A 19,484-nucleotide genomic window follows, 5' to 3' on the forward strand; every position below is an offset into this window, starting at 1 on the left:
AGGTGCTCAATCTCTTGCAGGAGGAAACTAAAGAGGCGCACTGATTTTGCCTTACTTTTGGACCGGGAGGCAGTCAAGGATTCTTCACCCTTGCCGGTTGAATCTTCTTTAATTGTGAATTCGATGAAAAATGGACGGGAGAGAGTAAAGAATGGAGAAAAAGCCGTACCTGATCGACGGGGTGGCGGGCAACGGGAAGATGTTGGCCACCTTCGGAAAAAACGGGTGCCTCTACCGCCTTTGGTGGCCCCGGGTGGACTATCCGCAGCATGTGGACCGGATGTTGGCCGGAGTCCACATCCCGGATAAAACGGAAGGGGTTGTGTGGACTGACGGGGAAGGTTGGGCACACCGGCAGGAATATGTGGAAGATTCCGCCCACCTGATGACGACGGCGGATCATGACGGGCTCGGCGTCCGGGTCAGCGTGGAAGATTTTGCGGTTGCCGGAGAGGACATCCTGGTCCGGGATTACCGCGTGACCAATACATCGGAGCAGAATGTTTCCCTTCACTTCTACATGTTCACTTCGATGGCGATGATGGAGAACCACCGATACAACAGCGTGGCCTTCGACCGGAAGGGGGAGGCTCTCGTCCATTTCCGGCACGAATACGCCTGTGCCGTCGGATCCGAAGGGCCGGTGGACGGGTTTCAGGCGGGGAACGCCCTGGAGGCGGCTGAGAGGGCGAAACTGAACGGAAACGAAATCGACATGACCTCCGACGGTGCCTTTTACTGGGACCTGGGGGAACTGAACCCGGGGGACAGTGTCCGCTTGCCGGTTTATCTGGCCTTCGGGAATGGATATGAACGGGCCATCGCCACGCTGGACCGCGCCCGGAAACAGGGAGCGGAGGCGATGCGGGAGTCGACCCTCGCCTGGTGGAAGGAGTATCTGGCCAGGGCGAAACCCGTCACCACGGGAGATGAGTCGATCGATCGTTTGTACCGTCGCTCCCTGATCATATTCAAGCTGATGAGCGATGAAGAGCACGGCAGCCTGATCGCCGCCCCTGAATTGGATGAGGACTTCAGCTATTGCGGCGGTTACGCTTACTGCTGGGGCCGGGACGCCGCCTATATCACCACTGCGATCGACCGGGCGGGTTACCATGACCGGGCCCGGCGGTTTTACCGTTGGACGGTGAAGGCCCAAAGCCCGGACGGCTCCTGGCAGCAGCGCCACTATCTGGACGGGCGCCTCGCCCCCCACTGGGGGCTTCAGATCGACGAGCCCGGCTCCATCCTGTGGGGGATGTGGCAGCATTACCTGGAGACGGGGGATCACTCCTTCCTGGAGGAGATGTGGCCCTCCCTCCGGAAGGGGGCGGAGTTCCTCGTCGGATTCATCGATCCGGAGACGGGCTTGCCGCGTCCAAGCCGGGACCTGTGGGAAGAGCGGGAAGGGGAGCACACCTACTCCGCCGCGGCGGTATTCGGCGGTCTGAACGGCGCGGCCGATGCCGCCCGGGAATTGGGCCATGATTCCGAGGCGGAACGATGGTCCCGGACGGCGGAAGGGATCCGGGAAGCCGCCGGCCGCGAGCTGTGGAACGCCGATCGGGGGTCCTTCCTCCGGGGCATCAAGCTGACGGTTTCCCGTGAGGCATTTGAGGCGGCCCGTGCCCGGGGAATCAAAACGGGGACCCGGATCGATGACAAAGGCTACACGAGTCATTATGTATGGGAGGATCCCGTCCTCGATGTGAGCCTGCTGGGGGTGAGTCTCCCCTTCGGGATGTTTGAGATCCGGGACGAACGGGTGAAGAAAACCGCCCAAGCGGTGGAAACCGCCCTGGGGCAAAGTCCGGCCGGGGGCATCCAACGGTATGAAGGAGACCCGTACATTGGGGGAAACCCCTGGATCCTGACGACATTGTGGCTGGCCCTGTACAAGATCAAAGCCGGGGATCTGGACGGAGCGGAACGTCACCTCCGCTGGGCGGTGGAGCATCGGACCGCGCTGGACCTTTTGCCGGAGCAGGTCGACAAACACACCGGACGACCCGCCTGGGTGGTTCCCCTCACCTGGTCCCACGCCATGTTGGTTCTTACTGTGCTGGAATGGGTCGAGGCCCGGGAAAAACAGCACGAAGCGGAATTGCCGGGGAGCGTGGAATAAACCGATAAAAGCTGCCGGAACGGAGGCCGGCAGCTTTTATCCATATGGAGTTTGTTATGGATTACGGATCCTCTTTCACTCGATCGGTTGCTATTACCGGATCACCCGGGCGAATAAATAACCCCCCCGGCTTCAATCCGAGAGGTTCTGTCACTTGGTTCCTTCTGTCTCTTCTTCTCCATTCCGATCCTTCATCAGGTTTTCCGCCGCTTGGTCCCGGCGGAGAAGGCCGTACACCGCCAAGTCGGTAAAGGTTCCGGAGAGCTGCTCCCCATCCCGGATCACTCCTTCCATCCGGAATCCGAGCCGTTCGGGGATCGCGCGGCTCTTATGGTTTTCAACCCCGCAGCGGATCTCCACCCGGTTCAGCTTCCACTCTGCAAAGGCATAACGGATCAGAAAACGGCAAACCCGGGTCATGATTCCCTTCCCCTGATACTCTTCGGCCAGCCAATATCCGATGGAGGTCTGTTCGTTCCGCCGGTCCATTCCGTGGAATCCGGCCATTCCCACCAAGGTCCCGCGATAAATGACACCGGCTTGAAATCCGTCCTCCGCGGCAAACTGTTTTAACCACGCATCGATCACCGGTTCATAATCGGACACGTTCCGCATTTCGTCCACCCAGGGAAGCCACCGGCGCAAATAGGCCCGGTTTGTTACCCTGGTGGATCAGCTCTGCGGCATCTTTTCTCTGAAGCAGTTTTAACCGGACTTCTTCGTCGACAGGATAATAAAACAAAAACTCCACCCCCCGTATCACCCAGGATACGACGCGGTGAGTTTTTTTCCTTCCGGCAACTCTTGCCAGACGGTGTGACTTTGCCCCCTTCTTCACGGGAAGGGATTCGTTCCGGATGGTCGGGTTTCCACCGGGCCTCGGGGAAGGGGTCAGCCTTGCAGAGCTTCCCGGAAGCTTTCGGCCACCCGGGGGAAATCCGGCTCTTCCAGGGTGCGGGGGTCCAGGAAAAGACGATCCGTGGAAACCCTTCCGATCACGGGGACCGTGACCTGACGAAGTTTCCGGTCCAACCGGGAGAGGGAGAGGTTTCGGGGGAAGACGGCGACGCAATGGGTGGGAAGTTCCACACCGGGGAGAGAGCCGCCGCCCACTTCCGAATGGGAGGGGACGATTTCCGTTTCGAGGGCCTCCCCCGAATGTCGGCGGATGGCTTCCTCCAGCCGGGATGCCGCTTCCCGCAGGTGATCGGGCTGTTTCAGGATCTGCCGCAGGGTGGGGATTTCCCGGGCGGCTTCTTCGGGGTCCAGGTAGTGGCGCAGCGTGGCTTCCAGGGCGGCCAGGGTGAACTTATCCACGCGGAGGGAACGGGTGAGCTGGTGTTTTTTCAACCGGTCGATCCACTCCTTCCGTCCCACCAGGATCCCGGCCTGGGGTCCGCCCAGCAGTTTGTCCCCGCTGAAGCTGAGAAGGTCGACACCGGCTTCCACACATTCACGGACGGTCGGTTCGTCCCCGATCCCGTGCCTTTTGAGATCGTAGAGAATCCCGCTCCCCAGGTCTTCAAAGAACAGGAGGTCGTGCCGGCGGGCGAGCCCGGCCATTTCTTCCCGGCTGGTTTCCTGGGTGAATCCGAGGATCCGGAAGTTGCTGGTGTGCACCTTCATCAGCACTGCGGTGTCCGCTGTCACCGCCTGTTCGTAGTCCCGGATCCGGGTTTTGTTGGTGGTGCCCACCTCGACGAGCCGGGCACCGCTTTCCCCCATGATCTCGGACACCCGGAAGGAGCCCCCGATTTCCACCAATTGTCCCCGGGAGACGATCACTTCCCGGTTCCGGGCCAAGGTGCGCAACACGTGGAAAACCGCGGCGGCGTTGTTGTTCACCACCATGGCTGCTTCCGCGCCGGTCAATTGGCAAAGGAGCGTTTCCACGTGGTCGTGGCGGGAACCCCGGACTCCCTCTTCCAGCCGGTATTCCAGGTTGCAGGCGGAGAGGGCGACCCGGGAGACGGCATCCGCCGCCGCCCGGCTCAGGACGGCCCGACCCAGGTTGGTGTGCAGGACGATTCCGGTGGCGTTCAACACGGGTTTCAGCCGGGGTTGGGTCAGATGGAGCAGGCTTTCCGCCGCACGGACAGCGAGACTGTCAGGCGACGGCTGGCCGCTGTTCCCGTTCTCCAGAATCTCCCGTCTGCACATGGCGAGCACGTCGGAGACGGCCCCGGTCACCCATTTCCGGGGAAGGCGTTCCAGCCAGGGGGCGAGTTCAGGCCGTTCCAGCAATTCATGGACCGCCGGCAACCGGCGAAGGGCCTCTCGTTGCTGTTTCGTCGGCATTCGGATTCAACCTTTCCATTCAGATCGCTACTACCATCATAGCCGAGGAGACAAGCGGGCGCAAAACGACGACCGGGATGTGTCTGGTAAATCGTTGAAAGTAGCTGGGGACTGATTTCCGGCGTAGTGCCCTTTGTACTCACAGCGTTCATGATTCTTGATCCGGATGTTCAAGATGCGTGATGACCACTATTTATGACAACAAATCATGACAATGGCCAATGCAAAGCCCCCGCCGACGCAACGGCGGGGGCTTCTCTTACGGCAGCACCCGGATTTTCCCGGGGTGATCTTCCGTTACGCGGCCGATGATGCGGGCGTCCTCGACGTCCTTTTCATGAAGGGCGGTGAGAGCCCGTTCCGCCTGTTCCTCGGGAAGGGCGGCGAGAAGGCCGCCGGAGGTGACGGCGTCGCACAGGACGGTGAGGAGGCTGTCGCCGACCCCCTCCTCCACCAAGAGACAATCCTCCAGGTGGCGGGCGTTGGCTTTGGTGCCGCCGGGCACGACCCCTGCTTCCGCCAGTTCCAACGTCCGGGGGAGGATCGGGACCGCTCGGGCGTCAATCTCAAAACCGACACAGCCGGCACGGGTCATCTCCGAAGCGTGGCCCAAGAGACCGAAACCGGTGACGTCGGTGCAGGCACGGACGTCGAAGCCGGTCAGGGTCTCCGCCGCTTGACGGTTCAAGGTGGCCATCACCCGGGTGACCCGGTCGATCTCCTCCGGGCTTACCTTATCCCGTTTGATGCCGGTGGTGTGGATTCCGACACCGACGGGTTTGGTCAGGATCAGCCGATCCCCGGGGCGGGCACCCCCCTTTCGCCATACCCGGTCGGGGTGGACGGTTCCGGTGACGGCCAGTCCGAATTTGGGCTCCGGATCATCGATGGAATGCCCTCCGATGATGGTGGCACCCGCTTCCTTCACCTTGTCGGCCGCCCCCCGCAGGATTTCTGCCAACAGGGAAGGGTCCAGCTTGGAGACGGAGAATCCGACCAGGTTAAGGGCGGTGATCGGGGCAGCCCCCATGGCGTAGATGTCGCTGAGGCTGTTAGCCGCAGCGATCTGGCCGAAGGCGTAGGGGTCGTCCACGATCGGGGTGAAGAAGTCCACCGTCTGAACCAGGGCTGTCTTTTCGTCGATCCGGATTACACCGGCGTCATCGGGTTCCGAAAGCCCCACCAGGATGTCCGCGTTTTTCTGTTCACGGGGTAAATGACGCAGAACCTGCGCCAGGTCCGAAGGACCGATTTTACACCCTCACCCCGCTTTGGCCGAAAGTTGGGTCAACCGGATTTCGTCCCGTTCTTTCATGGTTTCACCTCCCGGAAAGGGTTTGGGACAACACCTTTTCATTATAACCGAGGACAGAAGGAGAAGGAATTCGGGGCTTTTACAATGTTTCGGGGGTCTTGTATCCGGAAAGGGGACATAGGATGAATTAATGAGGTGAGAGGGGGTGAGCCGATCAACGACGGAGCTGCCACATCATCGAGCCGTCCGGCACTCCGTTGGTTTCATCTCTCTCCAACTCCGGATCCGTTTGTTCAATCAGAGTCGACGAGGTGGAGGAGATGCTGAGAAGGAGAAAGCTCCGCGGCCCTCGGCCGAAACGAACCTGGATCTTCATCCTCATCGCCATATTGATCTACGGGGCGGTCTATATCGTTGAAAAGCAAGCGGAGACCGTATTGATGAGTTTGGCCAAGGCCAAGGTCAAAAATATCTCTCAAGAAGCCGTGACGATCGCCATTGGTGAAACAAGAAGAACCTTGGGGTCTGATTTAAACAAAGTGATGACCATGGAAGAAACCAATGGGCGTCCCATCGTCCAAGTCGATGCGGAAGTCCAGGCAAAGGTGTATGAGATCGCGGGTAAAAACATAGAGAGACAGCTGAAACAGCTGGAACAGAAAGATAACGGCATTCCGTTGGGGGCTGTTTTTCAAAGCAGCTTATTTTCCGATGTGGGACCGAATGTCCCTCTGAAAATCTGGCCCAAGGGTTCGACTCATATTCAATTGGTATCCTCGCTGGAGGATGCAGGGATTAACTTTGTGAAAGTGACCCTGTACTTAAATGTTAAAAATGAGATGAGCATTTTGATTCCAACAAACAACGATGGTGAAATCCAACTTGATTACAATTATGAGGTCACATCGATCACTGTTCCCGGTGAAGTTCCGGACAACTATTATTACTACAACAACGAAGGCAAGGGAGAGGGTATGGGGCAGGGAGGGGGAGCACCCGTACCGGTGGTCCCTGTACCGGAGTCCAAAAAGCAACCGTAACCAGGGTTGACAGCAACGAAAGGACCGGTTCCCGCAGGAACCGGTCGTTTTCTTCTATCGCAGCATAAATGAAAAAGAGAATGAAATTTTGCATAAGACAGAGAAAACGGGCACCCGATCGTTTATAATGGGGAGTGAAAACGTTTGCATCAGGATCCATGAAATAAAGGAGTTAAGGTTCATGGCCACAATTAAAGATGTTGCCAAGATCGCGCGGGTGTCCCCTTCCACTGTCTCCCGGGTGATCGCCGGAAGCGACCGGATCAGCCAGAAGACCAAGGAACGGGTGCGAAAAGCGATGGAAGAGGTGAATTATGTGCCGAATGCCATCGCCCGGAGCCTGGCCCGCAGCCGGACGCGCACCGTCGGTTTCACCCTTTCCAGACGGGCGGATCAGGCTTTTTCCAACCCCTTTTTCTCGGAAGTGCTCCGGGGCATGTCTTCGGTGGCCCAGATGAGGGATTACAACATTCTTTTGTCCATCAGTCTGAACGAAGAGGAAGAGAAGGAAAAATGCCTCCGGCTCATCCGGGAACGGCGGGTGGACGGACTGATCGTCTCCACTTCACGGGTGAAGGACTCCCTGATCGACGCTTTGCTCCGGGAAGAGATCCCTTTCGTGGTGATCGGCCGGAGCGCGGACTCTCCGGTGATGTCCGTCAACAACGACAACGTCCAAGCGTCCTTCCAAGCGACAAAACATCTGCTGAAGGAGGGTTACCGGGAGATCGCTTTCATCAGCGGTCCCCGAGAACTCATGGTCAGCGTCGACCGACTTCAGGGATACAAGCAGGCTCTTTTCGAAGCGGGGATCCCTGTGGAGGAAGGACGGATCGCCGAAACCGATTTTTCCGAAGAGGGCGGCTTCCAAGCTCTCTGTGCGATGCGGGAATCGGGGGTGGCTTTCGATGCGGTTTTGGCTTCCGACGACCTGTTTGCCCTGGGGGCCCTCCGCTTCGCCACCCATTACCGGATGGACGTCCCGGAGGAACTGGGGATCCTGGGCTTCAACGACACCCCGATGATGAGCCATACCCACCCGCCTCTCACCAGTGTCCGCATCCTTTCTTACGAACTCGGAGCCGAGGCGATGGAACTGTTGCTCGGGGGATTGGAAAATCCGGAAAAGTGGAAGAACCAAAAAGAAATCGTGCTCCCTTCCCGGCTGGAGATCCGTGAATCCACCCGGAGGAAGGGAGCGGAGAATGAAAAAAGCCACAATTAGAAGCGTTGTGATTGATGGTTAGGCTCAGAAGAAGGGAAGCGTTTACCCGAAATAGCGACTTTTGGGCGGACAGTCCTTACATCCCTGCAGGACAGCATAGCGAGACCGGGGAGAGAAGCGACCCAGGCGAGACTTGTGCTCTGTGAGTGCAATCGGAGCGGCTTCGGGTAAATGCCGCCGCTCACTTTTACAAAGGGGGAGGGGATGTCCTTGTCTTATAAACGGGTATTGCTCCGTTTCAGGGAGATGGACGGTTTCGTGCAATCTCTGAAAGAGATCCCGGAGGCATGGTGGCGGATGCCGATTGCCGAAGGGAAGTGGTCTCCGGCAGAAATCATCGCCCATCTGATCGAATGGGACCGGTTCCTGCTCGATGGGCGGCTGGATCAGCTCAAACCCGGCCAAGCCGCACCTCCCGTCTCCGTGCAGGTGGACGGGCTGAACGCCCGTGCCGCCCGATGGGCCCGGGAGGAAGCCTCCCGGCAGGAAGTGCCGGATGCCTTCCATCATACCCGCACCCGGTTGCTTCGACGCCTGGAAACGGTCCCCGGTCCGGACCGGGTGGAACCCTTCACCATTCGGGGCCGCTCCCTGACCCTGACGGCGTATTTGGAGGGGTTGGCCGATCATGAGGATCATCACCGAAAACAGATCGAAGGGCACCTCCGCACCCGACGCGAAGGGTGAAGCGGACAAAAACCGGTTCTCCATTTCCGGAGGGACGGTTTTTTTATGGGGAAACTTGCTGGAAACACCGGGAGTCAGGTGATCGACAAAGGGAAGCGGGGTCCGGTTTCCGTTCCCGCCCCCTTTTCCTCCCCAAAGAGGCCAGACTGTCCGCTCCGCTCCATCCAACCCCGGCGGGCGAAAGGAAAAGCCGTTTGCCCGCTGAGCGGTCCGGCCCTCCGGTAGCTTCGCCGGTTGGGAGTCATAGCGTGACCCGGAGCGAAGCGACGTTGGCATGACTTGTGCTCTGTGAGTGCATAGCGAGACCGGGGAGCGCAAGTGATCCAGGCGGGACTTGTGCTCGGTAAGTGCAAAGGGGGCTCCGCCGGAAGTCGGGTCCCCTGCTGTTTTATAAAGGGTTGTCAGCCGTCTCATCAGTTCTTTCCCCGTTTCTTTCACCAGGATATCTCCTGTGGTATCATGGTGTTCAGATCTTAACGGACGGGGATGAACAGGATGGTTTATCTGGATAACAGCGCGACCACCAAGCCGGACCCCGAGGTGGTCCGGGTGATGACGGAAGTGATGGAAGAGATCTACGGCAACCCATCTTCCCTCCACGGTCTGGGTGGGAAAGCGGAACGGCTTTTAAAACAGGCGAGGGAAAGGTTGGCCCGGCTGTTCGGAGTCTCCCCCCGGAGCCTCATCTTCACGTCGGGCGGAACGGAATCCAACAACATGGCCATCAAAGGGGTGGCTTTCCAGCATCAGGGACGGGGGCGCCACCTGATCACCACCCGGGTGGAACATTCCGCCGTCTACAATGTATGCCGCCAGCTGGAGAACATGGGCTGGGAAGTGACCTACCTTCCCGTGGATGAGAAAGGACGGGTTCGCCCGGAAGATGTGGAAGCGGCCATGCGGGAAGAGACGGTCCTGGTCTCTGTCATGCACGTGAACAACGAGATGGGGACCGTTCAGCCGATCCCGGAGATCGGCCGCATTCTGAAACGATATCCGAAAGCGTTCTTTCACGTGGACGCCGTTCAATCCCTCGGAAAACGGGAAGTCCGTCCCCGGGAGTGGGGAGTGGACCTGATGAGTTTTTCCGGCCATAAGTTCCACGGACCCAAGGGAGTGGGCTGTCTGTACATCCGGGAAGGTGTCACCTTGTCCCCTCTGCTGGTCGGGGGCGGACAGGAGGAGGGCTTCCGCTCCGGCACGCAAAATGTGCCCGGCATCGCAGGGTTTGTCAAAGCGGCGGTGTTGGCCGAGCGGAAGCGGAAGGAAGCGGCCCCGCGTCTCTGCCGGTGGAAGCGGGAGATGATGGAAGAGCTGACAGCCGAGCTGACCGGGATGCGAGTCAACGGGGATGTCACGGAAGAGGGGGGAGCCCCTCACATCCTTTCCCTCTCTTTTCCGGGCCTGAAGTCGGAAGTGATCGTACACGCCCTGGAAGAAGAAGGGGTCTATGTTTCCAGCAAATCCGCCTGTTCTTCCAAGGGGGAAGAACCGAGCCGAGTGTTGAAAGCGATGGGACTGGACGATGAAACGGCGATCGGCTCGATCCGGATCAGCATGGGGCTTTCCACCGACCATGGGGAGATCCGTCACGCGATCGAGGCTTTGAAAAAGGTGATCCCCCGTCTGCAAAACGTGATCAAAGGGGTGTCCCGATGAATGACCTGCTGCTGATCCGCTACGGCGAACTGGCTCTCAAAGGAAAAAACCGGTCCGATTTTGAAAACCGGCTGACCGAAAACATCAGGGAAAAATTAAAGCCTTTCCCGGGGGTGAAGGTGAAAAAAACCTTCGGCCGGGTGTTGGTCGAACTGAACGGACAACGGATGGAACCCGTCGCCCAGGCGCTGACCGAGGTGTTCGGGGTGGTGGGTGTCGCCCCCTGCAAACGGGTGGAGTCCGACATCGACCGGATCCGGGAGGCGGCGTTGGAACTGGTGCGGGAACAAAACCCCCGGCCCCGCACCTTTAAAGTGATTGCCAAGCGGGCGAGAAAGGATTTCCCCCTCCGGTCTCAGGAAATCAACCACTTGGTGGGGAGCCACATCCTGAAACGGACCGAAGGCCTTCAAGTGGACGTTCACGATCCGGAGTTGGCCCTGCGGGTGGAAGTGCGGAAAGAGGGCACGTATCTGTACGGATCCGATCTGCCGGGACCCGGAGGGCTTCCCGTGGGCAGCAGCGGCCGGGTGATGCTGATGCTGTCCGGGGGAATCGACAGCCCGGTGGCGGGCTACCTCACCCTGAAGCGGGGAGCCGCCCTGGAAGCGGTTCACTTCCACAGCTATCCCTTCACCAGTGAGCGGGCCCGGCAGAAGGTGGAGGACCTGGGACGGATCCTGACCCGTTACGCCGGGAAGATCCGGCTTCATGTGGTGCCGTTCACGGAAATCCAGACCGGGATCCGGGAACATTGCCCCTCTTCCTATATGATCACGATCATGCGCCGATTCATGGTCCGGATCTCCGAGGAGCTGGCCCAAAGGAACAAGGCCCTGGCCCTGGTGACGGGGGAGAGCCTGGGACAGGTGGCCAGCCAGACCCTGGAAAGCATGAAAGCGATCAACGACGTGACCCGCATGCCCATCCTCCGCCCCTTGGTCGGTATGGACAAACAGGAGATCATGGAAATCTCGCGAAAGATCGGCACCTATGAAACCTCGATCCTTCCCTATGAGGATTGCTGCACCGTCTTTCAACCGAAATCGCCCGTCACAAGGCCCGGGGTGGAGCGTTCCCGTGAACTGGAAGCCCGTCTGGATGTGGACCGATTGGTCTCCGCCGCCGTGGAGGGAACGGAATGGGTCGAACTGAAGCCGGACAAGGAAGAAACGGAGTTTTCCTTTTTCGACTGACGAAACCCCGCCGATCAAAAGGCGGGGTTTTCCTCGGACAGGCTCCCGCTGCGGAACGGATCAACCAAGGTGGAATCAAGGAGGGTTTTTTGGGGATGAAGCAGTGGAAGGATGAAGTACTGGAGCTGACCAAAGAACTGGTTCACCATCCCAGTGTCAACGGCACCATCGGGGAGAGGGACATCGCTTACCGGATCTATGACTATTTCAAGGAGCTTAAGTATTTCAAGGAAAACCCCCACCATCTTCGTCTGGTGAAGACCCTCCGGGACGAGCGGGAACGTTACAACGTGCTTGCCCTGGTTAAAGGGGGGGATGCGGCTTACCGGGAAACGGTGATCCTGATGGGACACATGGACACCGTCGGAGTGGAGGACTTCGGGAAATGGAAGCGGTTGGCGTTTTCATCGGACGAATTGATGGAACGGTGGAAAGGGGCCAAGATTCCGGAGAAGGTCAAACGGGATCTGGAAAGCGGGGAATGGGCTTGCGGCCGGGGGTCCGTCGATATGAAGTCCGGGGTGGCTGCCAACATGGTGTTGACCCGTTATTTCACGGAGCACCCCGAAGAGCTGAAGGGAAACCTCCTCTTTCTGTCCGAATGCGACGAGGAAGACAATTCCCACGGGATCCTCTCCGCTTTGTCGGATTTTCTCCATCTGGCCCGGGAAGAGGACCTTTCCTACATCGCCGCCATCAACGCCGATTACACATCCCCCCGCTACGAGGGGGATCCCAATCGCTATGTTTACCTGGGGACCGTGGGAAAACTGCTGCCGGCCTTTTTCATCGCCGGAAAAGAGACCCACGTCGGTCAGGCTTTTGAAGGATTTGATCCCAACCTGGTGGCGTCGGAACTGACCCGGCGGCTGGATTACAATCCGGATTTCTGCGATGAAATGTACGGGGAGACGACGCTGCCTCCCGTTTCCCTCAAGCAGACGGATTTGAAGTTGCAATACGACGTTCAGACCCCGCTCTCCGCCTTTGTCTACTATAACTTCTTCGTTCACAGCTGGTCGCCCAAAGATGTGCTGGAGAAGTTGAAAAAAGTGGCTTGGGATGCGATGGACTCGGCCCGGAAACAATACCAGAAGCGGTACGGGGAATATTGTGCACGAACGGGGGATCCGCACCAACCCCCGAACTGGGTTCCCCGGGTTTATACCTACGAGGAACTGTACAATGAATGTGCGGAAAAGTACGGAAGCGAATTCGAAGAGAGTATGCGGCTGTTCGCCATGAATCTTCTGAACGAAGAGGAGTTGGACTTGAGGGACTACTGTCGCCGGATGACGGAGGAACTCTGGAGCTGGGACGAGGAAAAAACTCCCGCGGTCGTTCTTTTTTACGCTTCCATCTACATCCCCCGGATTGTCCTCAATGAGGAGGAGGAACGGGATCAGCGATTGATCCAAGCCGTGGAACGGGCGGTGGAGTCCATCCAGCCCGACTGCCCACATCCGATTCGGGTTCGCAATTTCTTTCCCTACATTTCAGACATGAGCTTCGTGGCGATCAGCGATGACCAGGAAGGACTCGATTCTCTGGAAAAAAACATGCCCGCATGGGGCACCAAGCATCAGATGGATGTGGATGCCATACGGGCACTGGACGTTCCGGTGGTCAATATCGGTCCTTACGGTATGGATGCCCACAAACAGTGGGAACGGGTGGAGGTCCCCTATTCGATGGAGGTTGTCCCCAACCTGAATTACCAAGTGATCAAAAACCTGCTGGGTGCCTGAATGCTCACCCCGCCAGCTCTTCGATCGCAGCGGCGAGACGGAAGTCTTTATCGGTGATTCCGTCTTCGTCGTGGGTCTTGAGCAAAACGTCCACCCGGCCGTAAGTGAGCAAGAGATCCGGGTGGTGGTGATGTCGTTCGGCGGTTTCCGCCACCCGGTTCACAAACTCGATTCCGTCCATGTAGGAAGAAAAGCGGTAAGATTTCATCAGGATGCCGCTTTCTTCTCTCCAGCCGTCAAGCCCGATCAGGCGTTCTTGGATTTCTTCCGGGGACAGTTTCATCCCGAGGCCTCCTTTCCTGAAACTTCATTTCTTTATTCCCGGTGGATTCCGGAATGAATCGCTGAAAACCAAGGTAACGTATGATTATGGATTGGGACAATATATTTAGGGTATAAGACGATATGCGGATTATGGGGGAAGGGTTGGTTTTGCAACGATGGATGCACAATTCTGGATCGGCTTTGTCAACATCATCATACTGGACCTGGTATTGAGCGGGGACAACGCGGTGGTCATCGGAATGGCCGCCCGCAGACTGCCGGAAAAACAACGGAAACAGGCGATTGTTTGGGGGACCGCCGCCGCGGTCGCACTCCGTGTCACCCTCACTCTGATCGCAGTCTGGCTTTTGAAAGTTCCTCTTCTGAAGACCGTCGGAGGCCTTCTGCTTCTCTGGATCGCGCTGCAATTGCTGGCGGATGAAGAGGGAGAGGCGGAACTCAGTGTGGGTCATGGGTTTAAATCGGCCATTAAGACCATCATCGTCGCCGATGTGGTGATGAGTTTGGACAATGTGCTGGCAGTGGCCGGAGCCGCTCACGGTAATTTTTGGCTGGTTCTGTTCGGGTTGGCCCTCAGCATCCCCATCCTGATGTGGGGCAGCAAAGTGGTGGCTTCGATCATGAACCGTCTCCCCTGGCTGGTCTATGTGGGTTCCGGAATATTGGCTTACACCGCCGGTCAGTTGATCGTGGAGGATCCCATCATTCACAACAGCATCATTCGGCAGGCGGAATTCCTGTCCTGGCTGACACCCGCCGCCCTGATCATTCTCGTCCTGTTCATAGGACGTGTGTGGAAAGAGCGCCGGTCCAACCCCTGAATCCATTCATGCCCATGCCGGCGGGCTTGGCGCCCGAAGGAAGTGCCCTGGCCGGAAGCGTTGTGATTTCATGTTCGTTTCGAAAAAAGGGGAAGCGTTTACCCAAAATAGCGCTTTGCTGTCCTGCCCAGCGGAGCGGACCTTGCAACCCTCTCTGCAGACAGCATAGCGAGACCGGGGAGCGCAAGCGACCCGGGCGCGACTTGTGCTCTGAGTGCAGCCGGAGCGGCTTGGGTAAATGCTGCCGCTCACTTTTTCACAACGCTTCCAGGGGTGCCGTATGTCAGCCCCCTCCCTGAGGAATACTAACATCGTTTTTCAGGGAAAGGAGGGGTGGGTGTGGCAACGGGTACCTTTCTCGCAGCTTGGCGGTGGGTCGATAAATTTTACTGTCGGGCCATCCGGTTGCAGAACGTGGATCGGTCGGATGAGAACCTGTTTCGCATCGTGGTGAAACCGTATCGTGGGGAACCTTTGGTGACCCGGGACGGGATCGTTCTGAAAAAAGGGGATTGGTACGCCAAACTGCATCTGCACAATTTCCGGATCGCACAGCTGCTGGCCGCCAACGCCAAAAATAACCAAGGCGGAAACGGTATCTGGAATGAGCTGATCGTGCTCCGGCGGATTGTCCGTTCTTTTCCGGCCTTGGCACGATATCTGGAAAACCATGCCCGGGGATCGGAAATCCGCATTCTCTTGGGTACCACCTTTTTGCATCGGGGTTCGGAAAGGCTGGGGTTTGATGTCAGAGATCTCCCAAGCGCCTGGCAGATGCGGCTGAAGTCGTTCTTGCTTCAATTCATCCTGTTTTGTTGTCAGCCCGAGGGCTGGAAACGCCTTCTGAATCAGCAGAATCAAATGATCCCCAAACGGGTATTCATTTCAAAGGAGCAATTTCACCATCGATATCAACAGGCGGGGTCGAAATGATGGATAAAGTACTCGTGATCACCGAAACGATCGGAGGAAGCGGACACTTTCAGGCGGCCCGGGCCATCCGCAAAGGGTTGAGCCGGGTGGAGCCGGGACTGGATGTTCAAATCTCCTGCGGCCTGTCTCATTTCAGCCGCAATTTGGAAGGTCTGGTCCGAAAAGTTTACCTCAACACGCTTCAGTACGCCCCCGGATTATGGGGAGCGGCTTACAGCAAAGAAAAGGAATTCAGCGAGACCTTCCGCTCATCTGTCTCCCGGATGTTATACCGCAAGATGGAAGGTCTGCTGAACCAGACCCGCCCCCGTGTGGTCGTCGCCACTCACGCCTTTTGTCTGGGGGCCATGGCGGAAGCCAAAGAGCGTTCCGGGGGTGCCTTTCGTCTCGGAGCGGCGATCACGGACTTTGATGTCAACGGTTTCTGGGTTCATCCCGCCGTCGATTTTTACTTGGTCGCCCATGAAAACGTTGCAGAAAAACTGATCCACGAACATGAAGTGTCGGACGAACGGATTTACCGAACGGGAATCCCGATTGATCCGGCCTTCTCCGACCCTCTCCCCCAGGGAAGACCGTGCCGTCGGGAAATGGGGCTGGACCCGGACCTCTTCACGGTATTGGTGATGGGTGGAGGGGTTGGGCTGGGGCCGTTGGAGCAAGCCATCGCTCAATTCCGGAAAGATATGCCGGAAGTTCAGTTGGTGGTGGTGACCGGAAAGAACCGGGATCTTTTGAATCGTTTGGAGGCCCGGTTCCAACAAGACAGGAAGGTGCACCTTTTCGGGTATGTCAACGGAATGCGGGACTGGATGCGGGTTTCCGACCTGATCGTCACCAAACCCGGGGGGCTGACCAGTTCGGAAGCTCTTGCCACGGGACTTCCCATCCTGATCTGTCAGCCGATCCCCGGCCAGGAAGAACGGAACAGCCGCTTCCTGACCCGTCAGCGGGTGGCTCTTCGCCAGGATCATCCCAAAGCCATTCCCCGGCATATCCATCCATTGATGCAAGCCACCGAACGGTGGGAGGCCATGCGGGAACGGGCCCTTTGCCTGGGGCGTCCCCGTTCCTCCCTGGATGCCGCCGAAATTATCATGGACCATATCCAATGAAAGACCGATCGCATCATGCGATCGGTCTTTCATTGGCTCCCTTTTATACCTTAACCGACGGGCCGCCGCCGATGCTGTGGAAGGTGATCTCGGGGCGGGAACGGAGCCGCATGTTAAAGGCTGTCTGCCCCAACCCGTCACTGATGTAGAAGGCGCGGTCCTCATGGTAGTGAAGACCGCTGATGATGTTCTTGGTGGGGAGTTTGCCCATTTTCTTCAGGTGATAAGGTTTGGGCCAGTGAATCTGTCCCCCGTGGAAATGGCCGGACAGCAGGTAATCAAAGTGGTGGTCCATTTCCAACACGATTTCCGGGTCGTGAGTCAGAACCAGGTTGATTCCGTCCTCCAACCCTTCAAAGGCTTGATCGGCATCACTGCGGCCCGTGTAATGATCATCGATTCCGATGATGTTCAAGGTATGATCTCCCATCGGAATACGAACATGCTCGTTTTTCAGAACCACACATCCCCGCTTTTCCATTTCTTTTTGCAGATGCGGCAGCTGGTCCGCGATTACATAGTCGTGGTTGCCGAAAACGGCATACATTCCGTAACGGGGCTTCAGTTCTTTTAACATATCCATATAGTGGAGAAATCGCCCGATCATCGGTTGGGTATCCAGATAATCCCCGGTCAGGGCGATCAGGTCGATCGGTTCCCCCTTCACTTGTTCAAGAAGGGCTTCCGGGGTGATGGACAGCTTTTCCATGTGAAGATCGGACAAATGTAAAATACGAAGTCCTTGAGAATCCAGTGGATGAGAGACCTTGATGTCAATGCGCTTCACCAGGGGGCGGAAGGTGTTCCACCGGGCAATGGCCCAGATGGCCAACAAGGCCCCGGCCAATGCGAGTAAAATCCAAGAATATATCATGTTCTCACCACCTATCCAATCAAACAAGTACAACCATATACGTACAACATGGTAAATCATTTGGTCTGGAAAGTCGAGGTTCGATGACATGAAAAAACCTTGGAAGGATACCAAGGTTTTCCGGTGGCTGGGGAGGCAGGATTCGAACCTGCGCGTTACGGAGTCAAAGTCCGTTGCCTTACCACTTGGCTACTCCCCATTGAACGATGGAGTTGTGACAGTACAGTAAGGGTTGGGGAGGCAGGATTCGAACCTGCTACACCGGCCCGGTGGTTTACCATCGGCGTCTCCCCAATGTTTTTTACGTCCCTTAATATGTCACAAGCAGCCGGCCTTTATGCGGGAAAAGCAACTCGATTGTGTCTCCGATGACGCCTGCAGGGATGTATGCACTGTCCGCTCCGTCCCCTTCGGGTTCAAACGAGTATTCATAAAGAAAGACAAAGTGGCCGCTAGACGGTTCGGCCCTCCGGAAAATCCGCTGAGTGGTCGGTGCAAAGCGTCACCCGGAGCGATCGCAACGTTGGCACAACTTATGCACTGTGAGTGCATAGCGAGACCGGGAGGATAGCGACCCCGGCGGACTTGTACTCTGTGAGTGCATAGCGAGACCGGGAGCAAAGTGACCCCGGCGAGACTTGTACTCTGTGAGTGCATAGCGAGACCGGGAGCAAAGTGACCCCGGCGAGACTTGTACTCTGTGAGTGCATAGCGAGACCGGGAGCAAAGCGACCCCGGCGAGACTTGTACTCTGTGAGTGCATAGCGAGACCGGGAGCAAAGCGACCCCGGCGAGACTTGTACTCTGTGAGTGCAAAGGGCGCTACGCCGGAAATCAGTCCCCAGCTACGTTCAACGATTTACCAGACACATCCTGATCCGATGCTGTTCCGCAGTATGTCGTATTGGGGCACCTATGGGGGAAAGTTACTACACATGGACCGGTTGTGAGAGGGAGACTCCTTTTCTGCAACTTTGGTTTTACGGTATGCCGAAGTGCCGGATAAGGTATGGTCGCCTGTCGGGTCGGTCGGTCCATATGAGGTAAGGGCTCACCCCCTCCATTGTTTGCTTTCTCTTCACATGACATGGAAATTTAGAACGATTAGAATGAAATACGGTGCAAGAGTGGATCGGTTTTGGATCCCGGCGGCAGAACCGAGGATAAATTCGGGGTCGTCCGAATAACCATTGAAAAGTGGTTTCAGGGAGCCGTTCCGGCTCTCTATTACGGTGGAAACCGGGACGGAAAGGAGTTGGGTGATGTCTAAAATCGCCAAGCATTGGGTAGAGCAAACGTGGTTTACGGGATTTTTCTTCTTTTTGATCCTGATGAATGCCGTTGTGGTGGGATTGGAGACGTATCCAGGGATTTACCGGAATTATGCGCCCCACTTTTTCGTCGCGGACCGGCTTTTGCTGTGGTTGTTTACGCTGGAATTATTGATCCGATTCTTGGGATCGCGTTCTCTCAAGGATTACATGAAGGATCCTTGGAACCTGTTTGATCTGGTGATCATTCTCAGCGGCCATCTCTTCTCGGGCATGCAGTTTGTTACCGTATTACGTGTCCTCCGTGTGTTGCGGGTGTTGCGGGCGGTCTCCGTGATTCCTTCCCTTCGCCGGCTGGTAGAGGCGTTGTTGATCACCATTCCCCAGATGGGAAACATCCTTTTGCTCCTGAGCATTGTGTTTTATGTCTTTGCCGTGATCGGAACGTTATTGTTTCGTGATATCGCTCCCCAGTATTTCGGTTCGCTTCACGTGACCGTTCTCACCCTGTTTCAAGTCGTCACTCTGGAATCCTGGGCCAGCGGAGTTATGTATCCGGTGTTGGAGCAAGCTCCCTGGGCCTGGGTCTATTTCGTATCCTTCATCCTGGTGGGGACCTTCATTGTGCTGAACCTGTTTGTGGGTGTGATCGTGAGCAAGGTGGAAGAAGTGGATGCCATGTCCAAGGAGGAAGAAGACTGGAGAGAGGAATTGAAGTGGTTGCGGGAGCAGATGGAAGAAATCAATCGAAAGCTCGATCGCCGATGAACGCCGTCATGGCTGACCGCCGGGGGCGGGATTTGTTACAGAAATCCGACTGCCGGATTTGTTTCGCGCCGCATTCCCTTTGTGGTCAGGGGAAGCGGCGTTATTGCATTGAATGGCTGACGATGGGGTGAAGTACAGCCGGGTTCGACTTTCATGCGGATGGATACTTTTCAAATAAAACGAA

Annotated in this window: 15 protein-coding genes, 1 tRNA gene and 1 pseudogene; 11 read left to right on the forward strand and 6 right to left on the reverse strand. The window is 57.1% G+C overall.

The annotated features are described in order from the left end of the window. The first annotated feature begins 151 nt into the window (after nucleotides 1-151). A complete protein-coding gene (locus C8P63_RS01135; RefSeq protein WP_108021484.1) occupies nucleotides 152-2,125 on the forward strand; it encodes a glycoside hydrolase family 15 protein in 1,974 nt (657 codons plus the stop codon). Between the two features lie 150 nt (nucleotides 2,126-2,275). Here C8P63_RS01135 and C8P63_RS01140 read toward each other — a convergent pair. From C8P63_RS01140 to selD, 3 genes and pseudogenes are all read right to left on the reverse strand, one after another. After that, a pseudogene (locus tag C8P63_RS01140) lies at nucleotides 2,276-2,867 on the reverse strand (GNAT family N-acetyltransferase). A gap of 149 nt (nucleotides 2,868-3,016) precedes the next feature. Next, nucleotides 3,017-4,423, reverse strand: a complete 1,407-nt coding sequence (gene selA, locus C8P63_RS01145) for an L-seryl-tRNA(Sec) selenium transferase (protein ID WP_108021485.1) — start codon at nucleotides 4,421-4,423, stop codon at nucleotides 3,017-3,019. A gap of 259 nt (nucleotides 4,424-4,682) precedes the next feature. After that, nucleotides 4,683-5,738, reverse strand: a complete 1,056-nt coding sequence (selD, locus tag C8P63_RS01150) for a selenide, water dikinase SelD (RefSeq protein WP_108021486.1) — start codon at nucleotides 5,736-5,738, stop codon at nucleotides 4,683-4,685. A gap of 260 nt (nucleotides 5,739-5,998) precedes the next feature. On the opposite strand from selD, the gene C8P63_RS01155 reads away from it, so the two are divergent. The 6 genes from C8P63_RS01155 (at nucleotide 5,999) to C8P63_RS01185 (ending at nucleotide 13,233) form a co-directional block, all read left to right on the forward strand. After that, entirely contained in the window at nucleotides 5,999-6,718 is a 720-nt protein-coding gene (locus tag C8P63_RS01155; RefSeq protein ID WP_108021487.1) for a sporulation protein YunB, read from the forward strand. Between the two features lie 181 nt (nucleotides 6,719-6,899). Beyond that, on the forward strand, nucleotides 6,900-7,943 hold the full coding sequence (locus C8P63_RS01160) for a LacI family DNA-binding transcriptional regulator (protein ID WP_170109424.1): 1,044 nt from the start codon (nucleotides 6,900-6,902) through the stop codon (nucleotides 7,941-7,943). A gap of 210 nt (nucleotides 7,944-8,153) precedes the next feature. Further along, the gene (locus C8P63_RS01165) at nucleotides 8,154-8,630 is read left to right on the forward strand and encodes a DinB family protein (RefSeq protein WP_170109425.1); all 477 of its coding nucleotides are present in this window, start codon (nucleotides 8,154-8,156) and stop codon (nucleotides 8,628-8,630) included. Between the two features lie 495 nt (nucleotides 8,631-9,125). Beyond that, a complete protein-coding gene (locus C8P63_RS01175; protein ID WP_245920612.1) occupies nucleotides 9,126-10,289 on the forward strand; it encodes a cysteine desulfurase family protein in 1,164 nt (387 codons plus the stop codon). Then, the gene (gene thiI, locus C8P63_RS01180) at nucleotides 10,286-11,485 is read left to right on the forward strand and encodes a tRNA uracil 4-sulfurtransferase ThiI (protein ID WP_108021492.1); all 1,200 of its coding nucleotides are present in this window, start codon (nucleotides 10,286-10,288) and stop codon (nucleotides 11,483-11,485) included. Before C8P63_RS01175 ends, thiI begins: the two co-directional genes overlap by 4 nt. Next, nucleotides 11,431-13,233 carry a M20/M25/M40 family metallo-hydrolase gene (locus C8P63_RS01185; protein ID WP_342748038.1) on the forward strand — a complete coding sequence of 601 codons (1,803 nt, stop codon included), beginning with the start codon at nucleotides 11,431-11,433 and terminating at the stop codon, nucleotides 13,231-13,233. Before thiI ends, C8P63_RS01185 begins: the two co-directional genes overlap by 55 nt. Before the next feature lie 4 nt (nucleotides 13,234-13,237). Here C8P63_RS01185 and C8P63_RS01190 read toward each other — a convergent pair whose 3' ends face one another. Next, nucleotides 13,238-13,516, reverse strand: coding sequence for a 4a-hydroxytetrahydrobiopterin dehydratase (locus C8P63_RS01190; RefSeq protein ID WP_108021494.1), 279 nt, complete (start codon nucleotides 13,514-13,516; stop codon nucleotides 13,238-13,240). 157 nt (nucleotides 13,517-13,673) lie between these two features. Between C8P63_RS01190 and C8P63_RS01195 the strand changes: the two genes are divergently transcribed. The 3 genes from C8P63_RS01195 to C8P63_RS01205 all read left to right on the forward strand — a co-directional run bounded on the left by C8P63_RS01195 (nucleotide 13,674) and on the right by C8P63_RS01205 (nucleotide 16,387). Continuing rightward, nucleotides 13,674-14,339: a TerC family protein gene (locus C8P63_RS01195; protein ID WP_108021495.1), complete on the forward strand. Its 666-nt coding sequence runs from the start codon at nucleotides 13,674-13,676 to the stop codon at nucleotides 14,337-14,339. Between the two features lie 339 nt (nucleotides 14,340-14,678). Next, nucleotides 14,679-15,272, forward strand: a complete 594-nt coding sequence (locus tag C8P63_RS01200; protein ID WP_108021496.1) for a YkoP family protein — start codon at nucleotides 14,679-14,681, stop codon at nucleotides 15,270-15,272. Continuing rightward, the gene (locus C8P63_RS01205; RefSeq protein WP_108021497.1) at nucleotides 15,269-16,387 is read left to right on the forward strand and encodes an MGDG synthase family glycosyltransferase; all 1,119 of its coding nucleotides are present in this window, start codon (nucleotides 15,269-15,271) and stop codon (nucleotides 16,385-16,387) included. The genes C8P63_RS01200 and C8P63_RS01205 overlap by 4 nt, the downstream gene beginning before the upstream one ends. A 43-nt stretch (nucleotides 16,388-16,430) precedes the next feature. Here the strand turns inward: C8P63_RS01205 and C8P63_RS01210 are convergent, their stop codons facing one another. Continuing rightward, complete coding sequence (locus tag C8P63_RS01210) at nucleotides 16,431-17,261, reverse strand: metallophosphoesterase (protein ID WP_108021498.1); 831 nt, start codon at nucleotides 17,259-17,261, stop codon at nucleotides 16,431-16,433. A 124-nt stretch (nucleotides 17,262-17,385) separates the two neighbouring features. After that, nucleotides 17,386-17,460: transfer RNA gene (locus tag C8P63_RS01215), tRNA-Gln, on the reverse strand. A 1,063-nt stretch (nucleotides 17,461-18,523) separates the two neighbouring features. Here C8P63_RS01215 and C8P63_RS01220 point away from each other — a divergent pair. Beyond that, entirely contained in the window at nucleotides 18,524-19,300 is a 777-nt protein-coding gene (locus C8P63_RS01220) for an ion transporter (RefSeq protein ID WP_108021499.1), read from the forward strand. The last annotated feature ends 184 nt before the right edge of the window (nucleotides 19,301-19,484 follow it).

Source organism: Melghirimyces profundicolus, from assembly GCF_003054245.1.
In the GTDB taxonomy this organism is placed as follows: domain Bacteria; phylum Bacillota; class Bacilli; order Thermoactinomycetales; family DSM-45169; genus Melghirimyces; species Melghirimyces profundicolus.